The sequence below is a fragment of the Bradyrhizobium icense genome (assembly GCF_001693385.1).
Taxonomy (GTDB): Bacteria; Pseudomonadota; Alphaproteobacteria; order Rhizobiales; family Xanthobacteraceae; genus Bradyrhizobium; species Bradyrhizobium icense.
Genome location: NZ_CP016428.1, coordinates 2672488 through 2691886, shown reverse-complemented (window position 1 = coordinate 2691886; position 19399 = coordinate 2672488). Strand labels below are relative to the sequence as shown.

20 protein-coding genes are annotated in these 19399 nt (G+C 59.6%); 11 read left to right on the top strand and 9 right to left on the bottom strand.

The features are described 5' to 3' along the window. Positions 1-38: 38 nt before the first annotated feature. Positions 39-1763, bottom strand: coding sequence for a DUF6600 domain-containing protein (locus LMTR13_RS12635; RefSeq protein ID WP_065728165.1), 1725 nt, complete (start codon positions 1761-1763; stop codon positions 39-41). Between the two features lie 890 nt (positions 1764-2653). Here LMTR13_RS12635 and LMTR13_RS12625 point away from each other — a divergent pair. The 4 genes from LMTR13_RS12625 (at position 2654) to LMTR13_RS12610 (ending at position 6874) form a co-directional block, all read left to right on the top strand. Then, positions 2654-3697, top strand: coding sequence for an AI-2E family transporter (locus tag LMTR13_RS12625; RefSeq protein ID WP_065728163.1), 1044 nt, complete (start codon positions 2654-2656; stop codon positions 3695-3697). 1047 nt (positions 3698-4744) lie between these two features. Then, positions 4745-5155, top strand: coding sequence for a hypothetical protein (locus LMTR13_RS12620; RefSeq protein ID WP_065728162.1), 411 nt, complete (start codon positions 4745-4747; stop codon positions 5153-5155). A 101-nt stretch (positions 5156-5256) separates the two neighbouring features. After that, the gene (locus LMTR13_RS39160) at positions 5257-5577 is read left to right on the top strand and encodes a DUF2182 domain-containing protein (RefSeq protein ID WP_335622080.1); all 321 of its coding nucleotides are present in this window, start codon (positions 5257-5259) and stop codon (positions 5575-5577) included. A 115-nt stretch (positions 5578-5692) separates the two neighbouring features. Then, on the top strand, positions 5693-6874 hold the full coding sequence (locus LMTR13_RS12610; RefSeq protein WP_065728160.1) for an OpgC domain-containing protein: 1182 nt from the start codon (positions 5693-5695) through the stop codon (positions 6872-6874). Between the two features lie 413 nt (positions 6875-7287). On the opposite strand, the gene LMTR13_RS12605 is transcribed toward LMTR13_RS12610, so the two are convergent. After that, the gene (locus tag LMTR13_RS12605; protein ID WP_065728159.1) at positions 7288-8130 is read right to left on the bottom strand and encodes a universal stress protein; all 843 of its coding nucleotides are present in this window, start codon (positions 8128-8130) and stop codon (positions 7288-7290) included. Positions 8131-8357: 227 nt separating this feature from the next. Here LMTR13_RS12605 and LMTR13_RS12600 point away from each other — a divergent pair, with 227 nt between their 5' ends. Both LMTR13_RS12600 and LMTR13_RS12595 read left to right on the top strand, forming a co-directional pair. Continuing rightward, entirely contained in the window at positions 8358-9272 is a 915-nt protein-coding gene (locus LMTR13_RS12600; protein WP_156795594.1) for a YihY/virulence factor BrkB family protein, read from the top strand. A gap of 338 nt (positions 9273-9610) precedes the next feature. Beyond that, on the top strand, positions 9611-10546 hold the full coding sequence (locus LMTR13_RS12595) for an SDR family oxidoreductase (RefSeq protein WP_418219771.1): 936 nt from the start codon (positions 9611-9613) through the stop codon (positions 10544-10546). Here LMTR13_RS12595 and LMTR13_RS41675 read toward each other — a convergent pair. The 7 genes from LMTR13_RS41675 to LMTR13_RS12580 form a co-directional block, all read right to left on the bottom strand. Then, positions 10508-11011: a (Fe-S)-binding protein gene (locus tag LMTR13_RS41675; protein WP_197521085.1), complete on the bottom strand. Its 504-nt coding sequence runs from the start codon at positions 11009-11011 to the stop codon at positions 10508-10510. The two genes, LMTR13_RS12595 and LMTR13_RS41675, sit on opposite strands and share 39 nt — an antisense overlap. A 355-nt stretch (positions 11012-11366) precedes the next feature. Next, complete coding sequence (locus LMTR13_RS43105) at positions 11367-13061, bottom strand: FAD-binding and (Fe-S)-binding domain-containing protein (protein ID WP_250637235.1); 1695 nt, start codon at positions 13059-13061, stop codon at positions 11367-11369. Next, on the bottom strand, positions 13009-13476 hold the full coding sequence (locus tag LMTR13_RS43655) for an FAD-binding oxidoreductase (RefSeq protein ID WP_197521083.1): 468 nt from the start codon (positions 13474-13476) through the stop codon (positions 13009-13011). Before LMTR13_RS43655 ends, LMTR13_RS43105 begins: the two co-directional genes overlap by 53 nt. 16 nt (positions 13477-13492) lie before the next feature. Further along, entirely contained in the window at positions 13493-13954 is a 462-nt protein-coding gene (locus LMTR13_RS43350; RefSeq protein WP_250637234.1) for an enolase C-terminal domain-like protein, read from the bottom strand. Further along, a complete protein-coding gene (locus tag LMTR13_RS43345) occupies positions 13920-14267 on the bottom strand; it encodes an enolase C-terminal domain-like protein (protein ID WP_335622099.1) in 348 nt (115 codons plus the stop codon). The genes LMTR13_RS43350 and LMTR13_RS43345 overlap by 35 nt, the downstream gene beginning before the upstream one ends. A 51-nt stretch (positions 14268-14318) precedes the next feature. Further along, entirely contained in the window at positions 14319-14597 is a 279-nt protein-coding gene (locus tag LMTR13_RS43340; RefSeq protein ID WP_156795592.1) for an enolase-like domain-containing protein, read from the bottom strand. Between the two features lie 9 nt (positions 14598-14606). Next, positions 14607-16364 (bottom strand): thiamine pyrophosphate-dependent enzyme, encoded by a 1758-nt coding sequence (locus LMTR13_RS12580; protein ID WP_065728157.1) that lies wholly within the window; start codon positions 16362-16364, stop codon positions 14607-14609. 132 nt (positions 16365-16496) lie between these two features. Here LMTR13_RS12580 and LMTR13_RS12575 point away from each other — a divergent pair, with 132 nt between their 5' ends. Genes LMTR13_RS12575 through LMTR13_RS43320 form a run of 5 tightly spaced genes read left to right on the top strand, consistent with a single transcriptional unit; the run spans position 16497 to position 18800 of the window. Beyond that, positions 16497-16979 (top strand): PPC domain-containing DNA-binding protein, encoded by a 483-nt coding sequence (locus tag LMTR13_RS12575; protein WP_065728156.1) that lies wholly within the window; start codon positions 16497-16499, stop codon positions 16977-16979. Positions 16980-17029: 50 nt separating this feature from the next. Further along, a complete protein-coding gene (locus tag LMTR13_RS43335) occupies positions 17030-17395 on the top strand; it encodes a trehalase-like domain-containing protein (RefSeq protein WP_335622098.1) in 366 nt (121 codons plus the stop codon). Positions 17396-17412: 17 nt separating this feature from the next. Further along, a complete protein-coding gene (locus tag LMTR13_RS43330) occupies positions 17413-18069 on the top strand; it encodes a glycoside hydrolase family 15 protein (RefSeq protein ID WP_335622079.1) in 657 nt (218 codons plus the stop codon). Further along, a complete protein-coding gene (locus LMTR13_RS43325) occupies positions 18047-18295 on the top strand; it encodes a glycoside hydrolase family 15 protein (RefSeq protein WP_335622078.1) in 249 nt (82 codons plus the stop codon). The genes LMTR13_RS43330 and LMTR13_RS43325 overlap by 23 nt, the downstream gene beginning before the upstream one ends. Before the next feature lie 7 nt (positions 18296-18302). After that, a complete protein-coding gene (locus tag LMTR13_RS43320; protein ID WP_335622077.1) occupies positions 18303-18800 on the top strand; it encodes a glycoside hydrolase family 15 protein in 498 nt (165 codons plus the stop codon). Positions 18801-19399: the final 599 nt, after the last annotated feature.

The window sequence follows — 19399 nt, the reverse complement described above, 5'->3', positions numbered from 1 at the left end:
GGCGCCGGCCCGGACGGAGCGGACCGGCGCAACATCGATTATCTACGGCCTTCGCCCTTCGGGCCACCTGGCTCCGGCGGACCGCCTGGCACCGACCTGCCGACCGTCGCAGGCGGCCTCTCTCGCGACGGCCGCGCCGGCTCGCTTCCGGCGCCGCGTTGCCTGCCGGCGTCTCGCTCTGCGCCCTTCTGCCGTTCCCGTTGCCGTTCGATGTCCTCGGGACCCTTCTGCGGCTGGCGCTCGCGTTGCTGAATCGCCTCCTTCTGTCGTTCCTGCCGGGAATCTCTGTCCGCACCCGTTTGCCGCTGACGCTGCCTCTCGTCAGCATCCTCCTTTTGACGGGACCGCTCGGCGTCCTTCTGCGGCCGACGCTCGCCCTCTTCCCTTGCATCCTTCGTTCTGTCGGCGTCCTTGTCGGCCTCGCGCCTCTGCGAGCGCTGACGCTCGTCGGATGTATCCTTCTGCGGCTGCCGTGAGGCATCCTTCTCTGCGCCCTTTTGCGGCCGCGAGTCGCGACCCTTCTCTGCCCCCTTCTGACGTTCGCGCTGCTCCTTTGCATCCTGCTGCCGTTGCTTATCCTCGTCCTTGCCGGCCTCGCGCTGCTGCTGCCGCTCGTCGCGCGTGCTCTTCTCCAGCTGCCGGGCGTCCTTTTCTGCATCCTTCTGTGGCTGTCTCGCATCCTTCGTCGCGTCCTCGGCGGCATCTTTCTCCGTTCCGCGCGGCGGCTGCGCCTGATCCTGCTTGGTGCGCTCCCGAGCCTGTCCGGCCCCCTGCTGCGCTGCGCCCGCATCTGGTTGCGATCGCGATTGAGAGGCCCGTGCTGGCGCCGAGACCATCTCCGCGCCTTGGGCGGCGCGCGGCAAGTTTTCGGACTTGATCGCGGCCCCCTCGCCCAACGCCTGCGGGGGTGCGATCGAGCGCGATGGCTCGATTTGCCGGGCCTGCCGCAGTTCGCCAGCGATGCGCGCCGCCTTCTGGCCCTGTCGAGCCTCGCGGAACTGCTCGGCCCGGACGGTTACGGCGTTTGGCGGTGCCATCGTGCCGGCCAGCGCACGCGGACGCAGGCTATAGGAGGGGATCGGTCGTCCGTAGGCGAACGCCACGTAGTCTGGTCGAACGCCTGCGCTCACCGCAAAGGTTGCACCTCGCTTCCGCACAACAATGGTGCGGTGAACGATGACAGTCCTCTGGAGCAATACCGGCTGTGGCGGAAGCACGACATCGACGATGACATCCGCTGCGGCAATGGCGCGCGCCGGCACGAACACCCAATAGCGGGGCTCGTCACGGATCTCGACGACCACCTCATCCGGCGGCAGCGGCGCCCAGCCGACCACATGCCGATGCTGGCCTTCGCGGGCCTCTCCGCGCCTCCAGCTCACCCAGGCAGGCCCCCAAATGTCGCCGGGTACCCATACCCACCCAAGATCCGCATCGAGCGCCCAGCGTCCGTAGTGATAGACGATCTCACCCCATGCGGCTTCACGATCGGCTGTGCGCCAATACCAGCCATAGTCATTGGTGTAGACCCATCTGCCGACCGTATAGGGCCGCCAATCCGGCGGACGGTTGGACGGGATCCAGACCTCTCCCCAACGCTTGTGCTGCTTCCAGGAGCCATGCGGATCGAGTGCCGTCCTGAACTCGGCGGAGATCGTGACCTGCTGCGCCTTCGCGTCACGCGGCGCAATGGCAACAAGAGCCGCAAGGCCGAAAATAACCACGAAGGGGACGATCAATCGATGAAATGCACTCGACAGCATGGCTGATCTCCACACGTTTTCGTGCAGGAAACCAGCGGCGAAACATGATGTTCCATCCGGTCGGCGGCGATGTGGGACTTTTAAATCAATTGTCGGTTCGAAGGCGTACGCATCGTCAGTCAATCGAGCCAAACTACGACATCACGTACAAGTCGGGTTGAAGATGAGTTCCCGGAGAAACCAACCCTGCTCGGTCGCTACGCAAGGAGGCAGCGGACAACAAAGCCTGAGGCGCAGACCATCTATTTGCCGACGTCTTGAGGAACGAGCACGACGCACCGCGGTTCCTCAATGACGCAGTTCCTCAACGACAAGGAATTGAGGAGATCAACATGAAAGTGCGGTTACATACGTTGGCATTCGCCCTTGCAGTAACACTGGGTAGCACCTCCTTTGCTGCGGCCCTTCCCGGCTCACCCCGGCTGCAGATTTCCGATCCTGGACTCATTCAGGCGCAATTCGAAAGAGACCGCGACTGGCGCGATGGCCGTGATCGACGGGACCGAAGGCACATGCGTCGCCACTGGGACTCACGAGGCGAGTGGCGCGGTGGCCATCGCTACCGACATGCACCTCCAGGATGGCGCCGTTACAGCACCCGCCCGTGGGATTGGCGAGGGCGCGGCTGCGTCGCGATCGGACCAGCATGGTTCTGCCCTTAGGCAGGAAGGGGCAGTATGCAGGTAAGGAGCGGCGCCGGACTAAGCCACCGATGGCTTTGAGATCCTCGCCTCCTTCCGAGCGGCGGGTTAGGCAATCGGTCAAGAGGCGCACGAGGGAGGACCAATCCCGTCGGTTGCGGGTAGAGCTTCGATTGGGGATTTGCTCTCTTGCTCTGACGTGCGACGAGCCGGAAACCGGCAACCGAGTCACGATATGAGGTACGCCCTGTGAGGTACGCCCTGGCCTCCGACTGGATTTTCCTTCGCCGCGTACTTATCACGCTGGCAGTCGTCTCGATCGCATACTTGGCGTGGAAGATCGCCGCCTTGTTCATCCTTTTCTTCGCCGCCGTTCTGCTGGCAGTCCTGCTCGGGGGACTTGCCGGGGTGGTGGCAAGATACAGCCTGCTTTCACCGGGCTGGGCACTTGCCCTGAGCTGCGTGTCACTGGCCGCAATCGTCGGCGCCCTGCTCAGCGTATTCGGAGCGCAGATAATCGGCCAAATATCGGGTGTCTTCGGTCAGCTTCCGGGTGCGATCAATGCCGCAGGCGCGAGATTCGGCATTGCAGACGCCTTCGCGCAGCTTCAGGAGACCGTTTCCGCCGAAGGCAGCGGCCAACTGTTGTCGAGAGCTGCGCGCGTCGGCTACACCGCGCTTGGCGTCGTGGCGGATCTTGTACTGGTCACGGTTGTAGCAATCTATCTTGCGGCGGACCCGAGCCTTTACCGTCGCGGCACGATCAAGCTGTTCCCCCCAGAACAGCACGATCGCATTGGAGACGCGCTGGACCTTTCAGCCTCAGCACTTCGGCTTTGGTTTCTCGGCCAGCTGGTTTCCATGACACTGGTTGGCCTGCTGTGCGGGCTTGCCTTCTGGGCCATTGGATTGCCTTCGCCCGTGGGTCTTGGAGCAATTGCAGGAGCGACGAACTTCATTCCTTTGATCGGCCCGATTATCGGCGCCGTGCCGGCAGTCTTGTTCGCGTTAACGCAGGATCTTCGCGTCGTGCTGTGGACTGTGGGCGCCGTTCTCGTCATTCAACAGCTCGAGGGCAACTTCATCACTCCGATGATTCAGAAGCGTGCAGTGGAGATACCGCCAGCGCTCATTTTGCTTGGGATCTCGGCTCTCGGCGCGCTAGGCGGCATGCTCGGCGTCATTCTCGCTGCGCCCCTTACGGTCGTCATCATGGTGCTGGTGCAGAAACTGTGGATCCGCGAGACACTCGGCGGGAATACCACGATCCCCGGAGAGAGACACCTCAACTAGTTGCGCGTTCCAAGCTCGCAATAATCTCGCGGAGAATTCTTCAAACACCTACTCTGGTCTTTCAGGGACCATTCTTCAAAAATCGCAAGCAGACCAGCTTTGGCTGGCGCACCTCGTCGGCATCGCGGAACACTCCAAAGGTTTTCGAGATCAATACCGCCGTGGCAGCATCCTACGTTGGGACTCGCGTCGACCTAAAGTAGCAACGAACTCACGATCGCGGGTAACCAAAGAGATCGGCAATTGCGAGTCTGAACCACACTGGCCGTTACGGGGATTGCGCGAACAAAGCGCCGGAAGCGCGCCCTTTCGACCCGGCGACACACCGCGAAACCTGGCCACGAGGTTTGCGTTCCAGCGATTTCGCGACTTTCCCTCCTTCCTCTGACGAAGCTGCCAGCCGGCGAAGTTCGGGGCGATGCCGTACCAAATCCGCGCGTCACTTCGCCGCAACCATCTCCTGCACTAACATTGAGACAGGATGCTTGCCTGCAACATCTCCAGGAGCCAGCGTTGATTTCGACGGTCTTGCGGACATGTTTTCCGTAGTTGCCGACGAATTATCCTTGAGACGGTGGTCAAGGACAAGACTGCACTGGCGCTGCACCGTGATTTCATCCGAATGGTTCTAATTGGCGCTTGATCAGTGGTGTGAAACCGGACGGCCGCATGAAGTCAACTCAACGAAAAATTCGCGTTAGCGTGATACCGATGCAAGGCTTCGATGACCGTCCGCGCGCGTCCCAGTGTACTGATCTCAGAGGGTGAACGCCCTATGTTCCCTTTCGTACGGAATATCGCGAACCGACTAGAGATTTTTCGACGATGGCGCCGCACTCGCGCTACACGATTCTTAGATAGATCTCGACGCCCGCACTAAATAGAAGATGGCGCGAAGTATGTCCACGTCAAATAGAGCAACACTGCTGCCTGGACCATCCGCACGGCCGCTCTGTCGTCGCAGGGATCTCCTCGGCTCAATATGCAACCAAGGCTCTGAACGTGCGTTGCGAGCTGTGGGGCATCGAATAGCCAAAGGGCCGTATCATGTGCGACTATAGCCTGCATGCGATCGCCTCGCGACCAGCGAAGATCGGCGAACAATTGATCTCAAGCAACTTCGACTCTACAGCAACGCGAGGTTTTGCCAGAACTGATGATCCAAATGTCGCGGTTTGTCTGTGCCCAGGCACCGAACTCGTGTTCGACTGTGACGTCATATACGATGGACTATTCCTTTTCAAAAACGTCGGCAGTCGACTGGCGCGGTTTAGACAAATCAATCTAGACAATGCCAATCGGCACCACGATGCACTCGAGTTTGCGAACGGCAGAGTCGTCTTGCTGACAAAGCTGGCTGTCGGACAACTCGCAACCGTCCTGCAGCTTCCGGTCGGTGCCGGTGTGACATCGTCAAGGCATCTTCTCGCGCAAGCTGAGCCTGAGGCCATTGAATGAGCAATTGTGGTGAATGAGCAGTTGGCCGTAGTAGTGCACGGTAGCCTTTGCGCCTTGTTGGGGCGCGAACGGTTTGTGCTGATCGCCACCGGGCTCTTTCAATGGACACCGTTAAAGCAGGCCTGCCTGAGCTATTGCCAGTCCCTCTCATCTTCATTCAAGATCACGGTGGACTTCAACGCACACTGCTTGGATCATGGTGTCTCGGCTTGCGTCACGGACTTTACTGCGTCGACTGCTGTTGGGCGCTAATGGCTCTGCTGTTCGTCGGTGGCGTCATGAACGTATTGTGGATATCTCTGCTGACGATGTTTGTACTGCAGGAAAAGTTAATTCCGGGAGGCCGCATGCTTACCCGTGTTGTGGGAGCTGGCTTATTAATATGGGGTATGCCGCTGGCCAGTGCTGCTTTGGCTGGTTGACGGACGAACCCGAAGCGGGAGGTCGCGAAAGGACGACTCTCGCAAACAGACAAACATTCTGATTAATGTCGAACAGTGCGTTTAGCAACACGCAGGACAGGTCGCCAAAAAGGCCATGGAGTCCCCTTTACAAAACTATCGCGACCTTCGTCTCGATCTGCTTCGAGGCGCGGCACTTTGGGCAATCTTTCTGGACCACATTCCTCAGAATGTGATGCAGTGGATTACCATCCGAAACTACGGGTTCAGCGACGCTGCCGACCTATTCGTCTTCATTTCCGGCTATACGACTTCCTTCGTTTACGCCCGAATAATGCTTCACCGCGGCTTTGTTGTCGGCGCGACCCGCCTGTTCAAGCGCGTCGGTCAGCTTTACAGCGCCCACATCATCCTGTTCGTGATCTACGTCGCAGCAATAGGCTTCATCGCACGAAGATTTCACACCTTCGGACTGATCCATGAGTTCAATATCGCCGGTCTGGTTACCAGTCCGATTCAGGCGCTGTTGCAGGGTCTGCTTCTCAGGTTCAAGCCATTGAACATGGATGTGCTGCCGCTCTACATCATGCTGATGGCATTCTTCCCGCCGATCCTGTGGCTGATGCTACGCAAACCAAGTCTGACGATGCTCGGTTCTCTCCTGCTATATCTTGCAGCCCGACATTTCGGGTGGAACCTGTCCGCATACCCGACGGGCGGCTGGTATTTTAATCCATTTGCCTGGCAACTCTTGTTTGTGTTTGGCTCATGGTGTGCGCTGGGTGGGACCAATGAATTCCGCTACCTCGGAAAATCCCAGGTTCTCCCCCATCTGGCAGTCGCCTACCTGTTCTTTGCACTGCTAATGACGATGGCTGGCCGGTTCCCGAACTTTGGATATTTGTTCCCTGGCTGGCTAGTGGATTACTTCAATCCGAACGACAAGACCAACCTTGCTCCGTACCGTTTCGTACATTTCGTTGCTCTGGCCTACTTGGTGGTCCGGCTGATGTCGAGAGACTGGTCCGGACTTCAATGGCGAATCTTCTCGCCGGTTATCAAGTGCGGCCAGCAATCTCTTGCGGTATTTTGTGTCGGGATCTTTCTATCGTTCGTCGCGCATTTTGTCCTCGTGCTGAGTTCTGGCTCGGTGTTGGCACAGATCATCGTCAGTCTCGTCGGAATCGTCATCATGACTGCCGTCGCCTATTACGTCTCGTGGTCGAAGACGCAGGACAAGGTTCCGACGTCCAGTTTCGCGCCTGCTCGTGCAAGATTTCGACGCTCATCGGCGAAACCAGTCAGCCGCGCACCCTGAGCAATTTGGCGACGAGCCGGCAATTCGATGGCACCAGAACATATCTTTTCTTACGCTATAGAGGTAGTCGGAGAGGACGATCTGTTATCGTAGGTTAAGCCATCGGCCGCTCGACCCGACCAGTTCAGCGGCCTGGCGCTTGTAGTCTTCCGTAAACGATCGGCGTGGACGTCCTTCCATGTGACACCTCCTTGGCTCTCCGAGCCTACTACAGATGTCCACTCCATTCGGAGGAGGTTCAAAAGCAAACTTCAGCAGCGGAGGAACACCTCCCTTTAGGGCCATGAGGTAGGCAGATCCGCCGAGAAAAAGAGCGAGCTGGACAAGGTTCAGCCAATGTCCGTTGAGGCACTATCTCGGGTCGGAGCCCCCGTGATGACACGCCGGCCCTGACACCTTAGTCGCCGGCGCGCTTAGTGAGCAAGCAACAGAGGCCGTCTTAAATCTGTCAGAAGCTCGCGCGACACGCTGCTCAGGAACCATTGACGAAAGCCGCCTTGGGCCTGCGCTCCCATCACCAGCAAGTCTGCATCCAGTTGATCGACCTCGGCCGCGATTGCCTGAGCAGTGTTCATTTCCTTGCTGGCCACACTCACCAGGTCAGCGTCGATTCCATAGTGGCTGAGCCGTGCCAGCAGGTCGTCACCGGACTGCACCGACTCGCCCGCGCCGCGAGCCGGCTGATCGACCAGCAGCGCAGTGACCCTGCTTGCCTCCTTCAGTATCGGCAGGGCGACCTGTACGGCCCGTGCTGCTTCGCGGCTTCCGTTCCACGCAATCGTCGCATGGTTTGTCGCTGGCGAGCAGACAACTCCGTCCGGCAGGCAAAGTACCCCGCAAATACCCTCCAGAAGAACCTTGTCGAGAACCACACCGATCAGCTCGGAGCCGGTCGCATCCGTCGGCTTCGTTGTAACGAACAAGTCCTTCAGACGAGACATCTTGGCAATCGATTCTCCCGCGATTGTTCGAAGCTCTTCCAGAAGAACCACCGATGCGGACGGCGCCAGTCTCATCAGCCGCTGCTCCGTCTGTGAGCGCAGCTCGCGGCCCTGCTTCAGAAACTCATCCCCGAGCAGCATAGCCGCGGGAGGCAGTGCAACGGCCGCCTGGGGAGCATAATACTGCATATCAGGAAGCTCATTTATCGCTGCAACGGTCAGCTCGGCCTCGAAGTGCTTCGCGAACGCCGCCGCGGTCGCCAGCCGCGTCTCATCGTTCGTTCCGCCGGTGGCAACAACCAGTATGTCTTTCATAGCGCTCTCCTTCCGCTCGACGCAGAAACTTCCCCCGCACTCGGACCAGCAACGATTCTTCATGCGAGGGGGTTGCTACCACGCAACCATGAGCGGCGCTGCAGGTTAGCGCTGAGCTAGCCGACGAGCTTCAGGACGAATGGACGTACGGTTTCGTACGAACCTCGTCAGATCAGCTTGCTTCGGCACGTGTGCTCGGCAGCGACAATTCTTGACAGCGCTGCTGCGTGGCATCGGAGGGTGTTCGTTGCAACAGTCGGATTGACGTCATCATGCGTTCGTGGTGGCCAACCGCCAGGGCGTTCTTTGAAAAGCTGAGCAAGGATAGGGTTTCTGTCCTAGCTGCTGCTGTCGCATTCTACGCGCTCCTCTCCGTCTTTCCGGCATTGTCAGCCCTGATTTCTCTTTACGGGCTAATTGCGGACCCAAATGTGGTTCGTACGCAGCTTTCCAATTTGCAGGGAGTGATGCCGGACGAGGCCCTGTCACTGCTGTCAAGTTGGCTTGACTCGCTCTTGAAGGGCCCGCGGTCCAGTTTCGGGCTGGGGCTTTTCGTTAGCCTCGCGATCTCATTGTGGATCGCGCGAAACGCAACCGGAACAATGATGGTCGCCCTGAACATCGCGTTCGACGAAGCGGAGGAAAGAGGCATAATCAGATACAACATTGCAGCGCTCCTGCTTACCGCATTTCTGATTCTGCTTGGCATGATCGGGGTCGTTCTCGTTGCCGTACTGCCGGCTCTTATCGAGGTTCTGCCACTGTCGCCGACGATCGAAAGCGCCATTTCGCTTGTCCGATGGCCGATTCTGGCTCTCTTGATTGTGGCCGCCATCGCCGTGATCTATCATTTCGGGCCGGCCCGGAGCGATCCCCGCTGGGGGTGGTCCAGTGCGGGCGCCATATTCGCCACATTGCTGTGGATCGCGGGCTCGATTGCGTTTTCAAAGTACGTCGGTCAGTTCGCAAGCTACGACAAGACGTACGGCTCGATCGGCGCTGTGGTCGTGCTATTGCTCTGGTTCTGGCTCGGTGCATATGCCGTTCTGGCGGGCGCGGAGCTAAATGCGGTAATCCGACACAAGCTGAAGGAAGCCGGGAGATCTGGCTCCGATCTCGGGAAGAGGGACATCGACGGCTGATTGTCAAGGCCACACGGGCTAGGCCCCAAAAGGCTGGCAGAGCGGACCTTGCACGCATCACGCTGCCGTGAGAGCGAACCGTGAATGTAAAGGAACGAGGCTTCCATCCCGGACTTGCCCAATTAGCCAGTTCGACCTCCAGAGCCAAGGTGGTGAAGCATCTTAGAATCGTACCGCTTTCACCGTCGTTTGTGACCGGACCGAGCTAGCGAAGTGGAAGCTCAGCGGATGGCACACGCACACAAACAACCCTTCAGGGATAAAACAGCGGTGGTAACCGGGGCGTCTGCGGGCGTCGGTCGGGCAGTCGCGCAGCGATCGGCCTAATCGCACGCGATATGTCGGCCCTTGAAGGCCTCCGCGCCGAAATCGAATCGATCGGGGGGACCGCACTCGCGGTATCCGCCGACGTTGCCGATGCGGATGCGGTGTTCCACGCAGCGGAACGCATCGAGCAGGAGTGCGGACCGATCGACTTCTGGGTCAACGATGCGATGCTAACGGTGTTTTCACCGGTCGCGACGATCACCCCGGGGGAGTACCGTCGGGTCACCGAAGTTACCTATCTTGGTTTCGTGCACGGCACGATGGCCGCGCTCCGGTCAATGCGTCCCCGCAACAAAGGCGTGATCATCCAGATAGGCTCCGCGCTGGCCTACCGCGGGATTCCGCTGCAATCGGCCTATTGCGGAGCAAAGCACGCCATTCGCGGATTCACCGACTCCCTCAGATCCGAACTGATTTACGAGAAAAGCAACATACGTTTGACCATCGTCGAGCTGCCGGCTGTCAACACGCCGCAGTTCGACTGGGCTCGGACGCACATGGACAAGCAGCCTCGGCCAATGCCACCCGTCTACCAACCCGAGGCGATTGCGGAGAAAGTCCTCGTGGTCGCCCGCCGACCGGTTCGTGAGTACTGGCTGGGTGGCTCGACGCTCGCAACAATCCTCGGCAACGTGCTGGTACCTGCGTTCTTTGACCGGTTGCTCGCACGCCGCGCCATCGAGGGGCAACAGCGCGATCTGCCAGTTTCAACCGCTCGCGAAGACAACCTTTATGAGCCGGTACGGGCCTTGCACAAGCAGAGGGGATCATTCGGTGGCGAAGCCTCGACGCGGCTGATTGCGGTCCCAGGACCGATTGCGCGCGGCATGGCCGTGGGCTGCGCACTTGCTGCCGTTCTTTCAGCAGGTTACCTCCTTGGAAGCTTCGCTGGTTCCGGACGCAAACGTTTACCTGCCGGCATTCGTCTCACGGTGCGCCAGCGATAGCAGCTCGGCAACGTGCATTGTTTCGACACCTGCTCCCTGCTCAATCTGTTCACGGCAGCTGAAGCCGTTCGCGAGCACGATCGTATCAGGCGGCGCAGTGCGCACGCGCGGAAGCAGCACGCGTTCAGCAAGTTTCATCGAAAGCTCGTACTTGTCTTGCTCGAACCCGAACGCACCGGCCATGCCGCAGCAGCCGGAAGGCAGCACGTCGACTACGATGCCGAGGCGCTCGAGAAGCTGACGTTCGGAATGATATCCGACGATCGCATGATGATGGCAATGTACCTGCACCAGAACCTGCCTGTCCAATGGCCGGCACGAAATCTGGTCCTCGTCCGATGCTTTCACAAGAAAATCCGAGAAGAAGCTTGCCTGGCCGCGCAGTCGCGCGGCCGCCTCGCTGCCAGGAAACAGATTCGGCAGCTCGTCGGCAAAAGCGCTGATGCAGGCAGGCTCGAGCGCCACCACAGGAGTTCCCACCTGGATATCGGCCTCAAGTGCGGAGAAGGTCGTGCGCCAGAGGCGGCTTTGCCGAATCGATCATTCCCCAGTCATAGAGTGCGCGCCCGCAACAGAGCGGTCGATCGGGAATTGCAACTTGGTACCCCAAATGTTCCAACACCTCGGTGGCAGCGACTCCGACGTTGGGACGAAAGTAGTTGTTGAAGGTGTCAGGCCAGAGCAAAATTCGCTCTCCGTTGAGCGACCGGGCCGGCCTGCGGCGGAACCACGATGTAAATGGGTGTGCTGCGAGTTTGGGAAATGTGCGCTGCCGCGCGATGCCGCCGATGAGCTTCAGTGCGTCCGAGGCGACCGGGAGCTACATGGCTGCGTTTGCGAGTGCGGGCGCATAGGCCGCAAGGCGCGCCCAATGATGTATCAATCCCATGCTGTAGGCGGCCCGCGGCCGTAAGCGTCCAGCATAGTAGCGAGCGCGAAACTCTGACTTGTATGTGGCCATGTCGACATGCAAGGGGCAGTCGCTCTTGCAGCCTTTGCACGCGAGGCAAAGGTTCAGCGCCTCCTCGACCGCATCACTCCTCCAGCCATCAGCAACAGGTGCTCCCTCCAGCATCTCGAACAGCATGCGCGCGCGACCGCAGGTCGAGTGCTTCTCCTCGCGCGTCACCATGTAGCTCGGACACATCACGCCCTGGTCGCTGTCAAGGCGCCGACACTTTCCAACGCCGACGCAACGCCGCGTCGCTCCCGCAAAGCTACCGTTGTCCTCCGGATATGCATATGCCGTCCGCACCTGTGGCGGGTCGTAATCGGGACCGATACGCAGATTCGAAGCCGGCGAGAACGGGGCGACGACCTTCCCCGGATTCATCCGGTTCTGGGGATCCCAGATTGCCTTGAATTCCTGGAACGCGTGCACAAGCTCCGTTCCGTACATGCGTTCCAGCAAGCTGGCGCGCGCCTGCCCGTCCCCGTGTTCGCCTGAAATTGACCCGCCGTATCGCACCACAAGATCGGTCGCCTCTTCGAGGAAGCGCTGCCAATCCCGGACGCCGGTTTTGCTTTCCAGTGCGAACGGGATCCGGCAGTGAACCAGCCCATCGCCGAAGTGCCCATAGACAGAAGCGCTGTAGCCGTGGCGCTCGAACAGAGCTTTCAGATCCCGCAGATAGCTGCCAAGTTCCTCGCGCCGGACTGCGCTGTCCTCCCACCCCGGATAGGCTTCCGGCATGCCCGGCACGTGTGCTGTTGCAGCAAGCGCGGCCTCGCGAATGGTCCAAAGCCGGGATTGAAGTTCAGGTTTGTTCAGGAACCTCAGCGGCCTGCCCTTCGCATCACAGGCTTCGGCCAGCGCACGTGCTCGCGCAACTGCCTCCTCGACGGTATCCCCGCCGAACTCGGCCAGCAACCAGCCCTCACCGCGTGGCAGCAGCTTCAGGTCCTCGGCGTGCAAATCCTTACGCTGCATGAATTGGATTAGCATGTCATCGATGCCTTCCAACCCGATCGGACTGAAACCGAGCACATCCGGAACAGCGTCTGCGGCAGCGAAGACATTATCAAAGCCGATGACGACCAGCGCTCTTGCCCGAGGGCTTTCCACTAGTGTCAGGCAGGCGGAGAGAATGACGACACACGTAGCCTCGGTTCCGACCAGCGCACGAGCAAGGTTGAATCCCTTCTCGGGCAACAGCTGGTCGAGGTTCTCGTAGCCCGAGACGCGGCGCGGAATGTCCGGAAAGCGACTCCGTATGAGGTCGGCATATCTGTTGCGAAACCGGACAAGCACTTTGTAGATCTCTCCACGTCGTCCACCCGCCCGTAGAATTCGCGCAAGCTCCTCTTCGGACGTCGCTCCGTCGTGCATCCGCTCGCCATCGTACGTAAGTATTTCGAGGCTTTCGACGTTGTCGGATGTCCGGCCAGCCATCACGGAATGTACACCGCACGAATTGTTGCCGAGCATGCCGCCGAGGGTGTTCCGGTCGTGCGTTGCGGGATCAGGACCGAACGTAAGGTGATGTTCCTCGGCCTGTTTGCGTAGGTCGTCCAGAATGCAGCCGGGCTGTACGCGTGCAAGCCGCCGCCCGGGATCGATTTCCGGTGACAGGATTGAGGTACTTCGAAAAGTCGATCACCACCGCGGAGTTGCAGGTCTGACCGGCGAGGCTCGTTCCCCCTCCCCGCATCAGCAACGGCACTTCGTGTTCGCGGCAAAGGCCGACCGTCGTCACGAAGTCGTCGATCGAAGCAGGCACGACGACGCCGATTGGGATCTGACGGTAGTTTGAGGCGTCGGTCGAATAAAGGGCTCGGCTACCAGCGTCGAAGCGGACCTCGCCGTATGTTGCGCGGGCCAGTCTAGCGGCTAGATCCTGGTGTGAGCTGCGGAACCGCGAGGACGGACCGCCGGCGGTTGCTCGAGCTGCCCGCGCCCTTCGATGGTCGATACTGAAGCTGAATGCCATGCGAGATCTCCCGCCTTCACGCGAATCCCTTTTCGAAACGCCGCGCGTCCGAACGCTTCAGCTCGAGTCCAATCCCTGGTCGCGACAGGTCGGGACGGATCGTTCCGTTCGCCGGCTCGGGCGCGCCGTCAAACAGCATGCGCTCGATGCGGACATGGTCTTGAAACCATTCGACGTGGCGAAGCCGTGGAACGGCACAACACACGTGCAAATGAAGGGCCGGCGCCGTGTGGGAAGATAGTGGAATCATGTGTGCGTCTGCGAGATGAGCGGCTTGCAGGAAACCGGTAAAGCCGCCGCAGCGGGTCGCGTCCGCCTGCAACACGTCTACGCACCGCCGCTCCAGCATGCGCCGGAAATAGAACAGGTCGTAGCCGTACTCGCCGGCCGCGATCTCCAGCGGCGGCGGAGACCTGTCCCGTATCAGACGCAGGCCATCGAGATCATCGCTCGAAACTGGTTCTTCGAACCATGTCACCTGCGACCCCGCGACGCCCACGGCAAACGCCAGTGCCCTGCTTGCGACCGTAGGCGCCGTTGGCATCCACAAACAGTTGCGCCGCTCCGATCGCGTCGCTTGCCGTTCGGACACGATCCATATCTGCCTTGGGATCTGCGCCGATCTTCATCTTCACGGCGTGACATCCGGCCTGCTCAACCCAGTTCGCCAGTTGCTCGCAGAGCCGCGCCTTCGAGTATGTGGTGAATCCGCCGCTCCCATAGATCGGGACCTCGTCACGGCAGGCACCGAGCAATCGCACCAGCGGCTGACCGAGCAACTTGGCTTTCAGGTCCCACAGCGCACAATCGACGGCAGCAATTGCGGTTGCGCATTGACCGCGTCAACCAAGGTTGCGCACGGCGGCAACCATTGCCCCCCAGGCCTTTGGTATCGCAAAGGCATCAAGCTGCTGAATTGCACCGAGCAACGGACCGTGGATAATCGGTAGCACGGCTTCGCTCGAGTAGGTATAGCCAATTCCCTCGATGCCACCGGCCTCGACCTGCGCAATAACCAGAGTGGTCTCGTTCCAGGAGAACGTACCGTCTGCCTCCGGTGCATCGGTGGGAACGGTAAATGCCTTCGCGGCAACCCGTTCGATGACCGGCGGATTCAGCATGGCCTGCTCCTAGACCAGCTCGCGCACCGTATCGGACGCGACCGTCCACGCGATCCTGCTTCGTTCGGGCGTGCCGCGGGCTAGCGATTGCGCGAAGTGCGACACCTGTCTAAGCGTCGCTTTCGGCGGCATTGGAGGCTCGTGAGTATCTACCGTCGCTTCAACAAGCGCCGGCCCACGAGCGGCCAATGCCTGTCGGAGCACGTCGCCGCACTGGGCGGGATCATCAACGGAAAAACTCGCGACGCCAAATCCTTTCGCGACGGTTGCAAAATCGACCGGCTGGAGATCGCAGACATACTCGGGGTTTCCGAGAAAGACCATCTGCTCCCACTTGATCTGCCCAAGCGAATTGTTCTTTATCACGACAACCTTTACATTCAGGTCGTATTTGACACACGTAGCAAGCTCGCCAATGAGCATGGTCAGAGCGCCGTCGCCCACGAAGGCGATAACCTGCCGTTCGGGATAAACCACCGCCGCCGCAATGGCGTAAGGCAACCCGCATGCCATGGTCGCCAGATTGCCCGAGCAGGAGAATTTCATGTTGCCGCGATGCTTGAGATGTCGCGCGATCCACGTTGTCACAGTCCCGGAGTCCGTTGCGATGATCGCGTCGTCGGAAACGAGCTTGTTGAGTTCGTGGGCGACGACCTGCGGCTTCATCGGCTTATCCATCCGAGTGCCACGCTCGTCCATCAGTTCGTTCCACTCCGTCATCCCCTTCTGGGCCTGCTCCAGGAAGGACCGATCGTCTCTCTTTTTGAGTTTCGGCAGCAGCTCCCGCAAGACCCTTGCTGCGTCGCCAACAAGTCCTGCTTCGACCGGATAGCGTAGGCCGATCCGCGTTGGATCGGCATCGATCTGCACGGCGCGCGCGCTACCGGGCCGTGGATAAAACTCAAGATACGGGAAGCTGGAACCTACAATGAGAAGCGTATCGCAGCTTTCAAGCGCTTCTTGCGAGGGTCGCGTGCCCAGCAAACCTATGCCGCCGGTGGTGTAAGGACTGTCGTCAGGCACGACGCCTTTCCCCAGCAATGGCTTGACGATTGGCGCTGCCAGTAGTTCAGCGACCTTGAGCAACTCCTCACTCGCACTGAGAGCACCCTGGCCGGCGAGTATGGCAGTCTTCTTGCCAGAATTGAGGATTTCGGCCGCCTCATGTAGCTGGCTGTCCCTCGGCATCGCGACAAGCCACGTCATTTCATTCGACACGTGCTGCGGAACATTGCGTTTTGAGCGCGGATCGGCACTGACAGGCTGCGACTGAAGATCGACCGGCATGGTCACGTGAGCGACACCACGTCGCGAAAGCGCAGTCCGGCAGGCAAGCTCGATCGTATTCTCGACATGGTGCCCACCCATGATCCGACTGTTGAACACGGCAACGTCCATGAACAGCTTATCGAGCTCAACATCCTGCTGCGTATGTGTCTGCAGAAGATCGTGGAACTGGAGACCGGTGATGGCGAGGACGGGCGCTCCGTCCAGTTTCGCATCATAAAGTCCATTCAGAAGGTGAATGCCGCCTGGACCTGAAGTCGCAAGGCAGACGCCAAGACGTCCCGTCCATTTGGCGTAGGCACAGGCATTGAATGCGGCCGCCTCCTCGTGGCGAACTTGAATGAATCTCAGCTTATCCTGCCTGACACGGAGAGATTCGATGATGCCGTTGATCCCGTCGCCCGGAATCCCAAATACCGTGTCGACATTCCAACGAATGAGCGTTTCGACCAGTACGTCGGCTGCAGTCGCTTTTGCCATTGTCCAACCCTTACGTTGATCGCCGGGTCGCCCTTCCAAGGCAACAAATAAAGGTCGGCGTCCGTTCCTGAGGAACGAGTGTGGAAATCAGCAGTTTGCTCCTTACGAGCCAGCGATACGACTAGCAAACCCATGCAATCCAAGATCCTAGACTCCTCCGATGGCCGCCGGACATACGCTGTCGTCCTTGAAACCGGTGACGAGGTGATGTCGTGCCTTGGCCGGTTCCTGACGAATGAAAAGATCTCGGCCGCGCAAATCACGGCCATCGGGGCCCTCAGCGACGTCGTTCTCACGCATTTCGATATCGACGTCGTTCTCACGCATTTCGATATCGACGAGAAGCGTTACATCGAGATACCAGTTAGGGAGCAGGTGGAAGTGGCTTCCATGATCGGAGATGTTGCGCTCGACCCCGACGGCAAACCTGCGCTCCATATTCATCTGGTGGTCGGAAAGCGAAATGGAACTGCCCTTGCCGGCCATCTCGGCCAGGGACACGTGCGGCCCACGCTTGAGGTGACCGTCAACGAGTCACCCGCACATCTCCAGAAAGTTCACGATCCGGAAACCGGCCTCGCCCTGATCCGCCCGACTGAACGTGTCCGGAGCTAGCGCGATGTGAGACGCCACATAGCTTCTGATCAGCCGCATTGTTTCAGACGATGAGCCAAACATGTCCCAGAATCGAAGACTACGCGCTCATTGGCGATTGCGAGACCGCGGCGTTGATCAACAGAAACGGTTCAATCGACTGGCTCTGCTGGCCACGCTTCGACTCGGAAGCCTGCTTTGCAGCGTTGTTGGGATGGCCCGAGCACGGCCACTGGATCATGTCAGCGGAACGCGGAGTCCGGCGGCACTGCAAATACCGGGAAAGCACCCTCGTTCTCGAAACGTCGATCGAGACAGAGATCGTGCGATCTCGTGGAGTTCATGCCGATCCGGGGTTCAACCTCCGATCTCGTCCGCATGGTGTTCGGCAGGCGCGGAAGGGTGACACTGATCTCCAACCTTGCTCTCCGCTTTGATATGGCCGCCTCGAGCCATGGATCAAGGAGCTGTCCCCAACCGCCATGAAGCGATCTCGGGGCCGCATGCGGTGACGTTGGTTGCGCCGTGTCGCGGCGAGATCAGAGACGGCTGTGTAGCAACGGAACTGTTGGTTCGCGCCGGCGAGGTTCGTACCTTCGTGCTCACTTACCGAAGATCCCACGAGGCTGCGCCACCGGACATCGAAGCAGCCGACGCGCTTGACGCGACAGAGTCGAACTGGACCGACTGGGTTTCTCGCTGCGCGTTACAGGGTCCATGGCGCGAGCAAGTCGTGCGTTCGCTGATTACCATTAAGGCGCTTACTTTCAGGCCCACGGGCGGCCTTGTCGCCGCACCGACGACATCTTTGCCGGAACGAATCGGCGGCGACCGCAACTGGGACTATCGCTTTTGCTGGTTGCGCGATGCCAGCTTTACGCTTCAGGCGTTTCTTCGCGGCGGCTACAGATCGGAGGCCGCCGCATGGCGCGACTGGCTGCTGCACGCAGCCGCCGGGATGCCCGAAGCCTTGCAGCCCATCTATGGCATCGCGGGCGAGCATCGCATCGAAGAACAGGATATTTTATGGTTGCCCGGCTTTCGCCGGATCATCACCGGTCAGGACCGGGAACCAGGCCGACCAGCAGTTGCAGCTAGATATTTTCGGTGAGCTCCTGGAGACGATGCATCTGGCGCGCGAAGGCGGCTTACCGCCGGAACAGGCAAGCTGGCGCCTTCAGTACTCTCTCGTAGACCGGCTCGCGTCCTTCTGGGACGAGCCTGATCATGGGATCTGGGAAGTCCGGAGCGGACGCGAGCACTTTACTCATTCCAAGATCATGACTTGGGGTCGCGTTCGACCGCGCTATTCTGGCTGCGGACGAGTCAGGATTTGACGCGCCTGTGGACCGATGGCGCGTGATCCGCGAGACTTGCACCGCACGATCTGCGCACGCGGCTTCAATGCCGGATTGCGATCATTCGTCCGTACATTCGATAGTGCACGCGAGCTTACTGCTTGCCCCGCTGGTCGGTTTTGTCGCTCATGATGACCCGCGAATGTTAGGCACCGTCCAGGCGATCGAGCGTAATTTGATGCGCGACGGGTTTGTGCTCCGCTATGACACCGAAACGGTGCGGGATGGTTTGCGATCCGGCGAAGGTGCTTTCCTTGCATGCAGCCTTTGGTATGCCGACAATCTCGTCTTGCAAGCAAGAATTTCCGAGGCTCAAACCATGCTTGAGAGAGTGGCAGCCACCGCGAACGACGTCGGCTTGCTTGCAGAAGAATTCGATACACAGGCGAGCAAACAGCTCGGCAATTGTCAGCAAGCACTGTCGCACATTGCGTTGATCGACACGGCTTATCGCATTTCGGACCGCATTAACGAGGGTGGATAGCATGGGGACCCACGACGATCAGACCGGCCGGCCACCCACGACCGCCTCGGTTGGATTGCCTTGCCGGTCCGACTCCAGCAACGCCGCGGAACTCGCCAACCTCCGTTCCCGGTCGAGCATCAAGCATCAGAACGCGTGGTGACCGGCTTTCCCTAGCCCGCCAGTCGTATTCGGCGCGCGTGTTCTTGCACCAATGAACGTTGGGGTCCCAAATTCTGATCAGCCGTTGCGGCATCAGTCGCGTTCCGTACCTCCGGATGCGCCCACGAACCTCTGTTCTTAGCTTGGCATAGCAACGCGTCTGCACCGCGGACGCTAACCAGCATTGCTATTCCGCCCGTGGGAAGATCTCTCAGGCCATTTCGCCGGACATTACTTTCGTGCTGACCGTTCGTTTTCAGACGAACTGCATTGAAACTCCGGAGGCAGAAACCTGTTTACTTCGTGTGAAACGGTTTCTCAGGGAGGACACGGATAACTACAAGCTGAACCCCACGTCAAGCGCTATCAGCGGATGGGAAGCGCAGGGATTTGCACTTGTCCCAGCAGGTTTGGCTCTTTGGGAGACTTCTATTCCACGGCGGCGCGGCTGCGTCGGG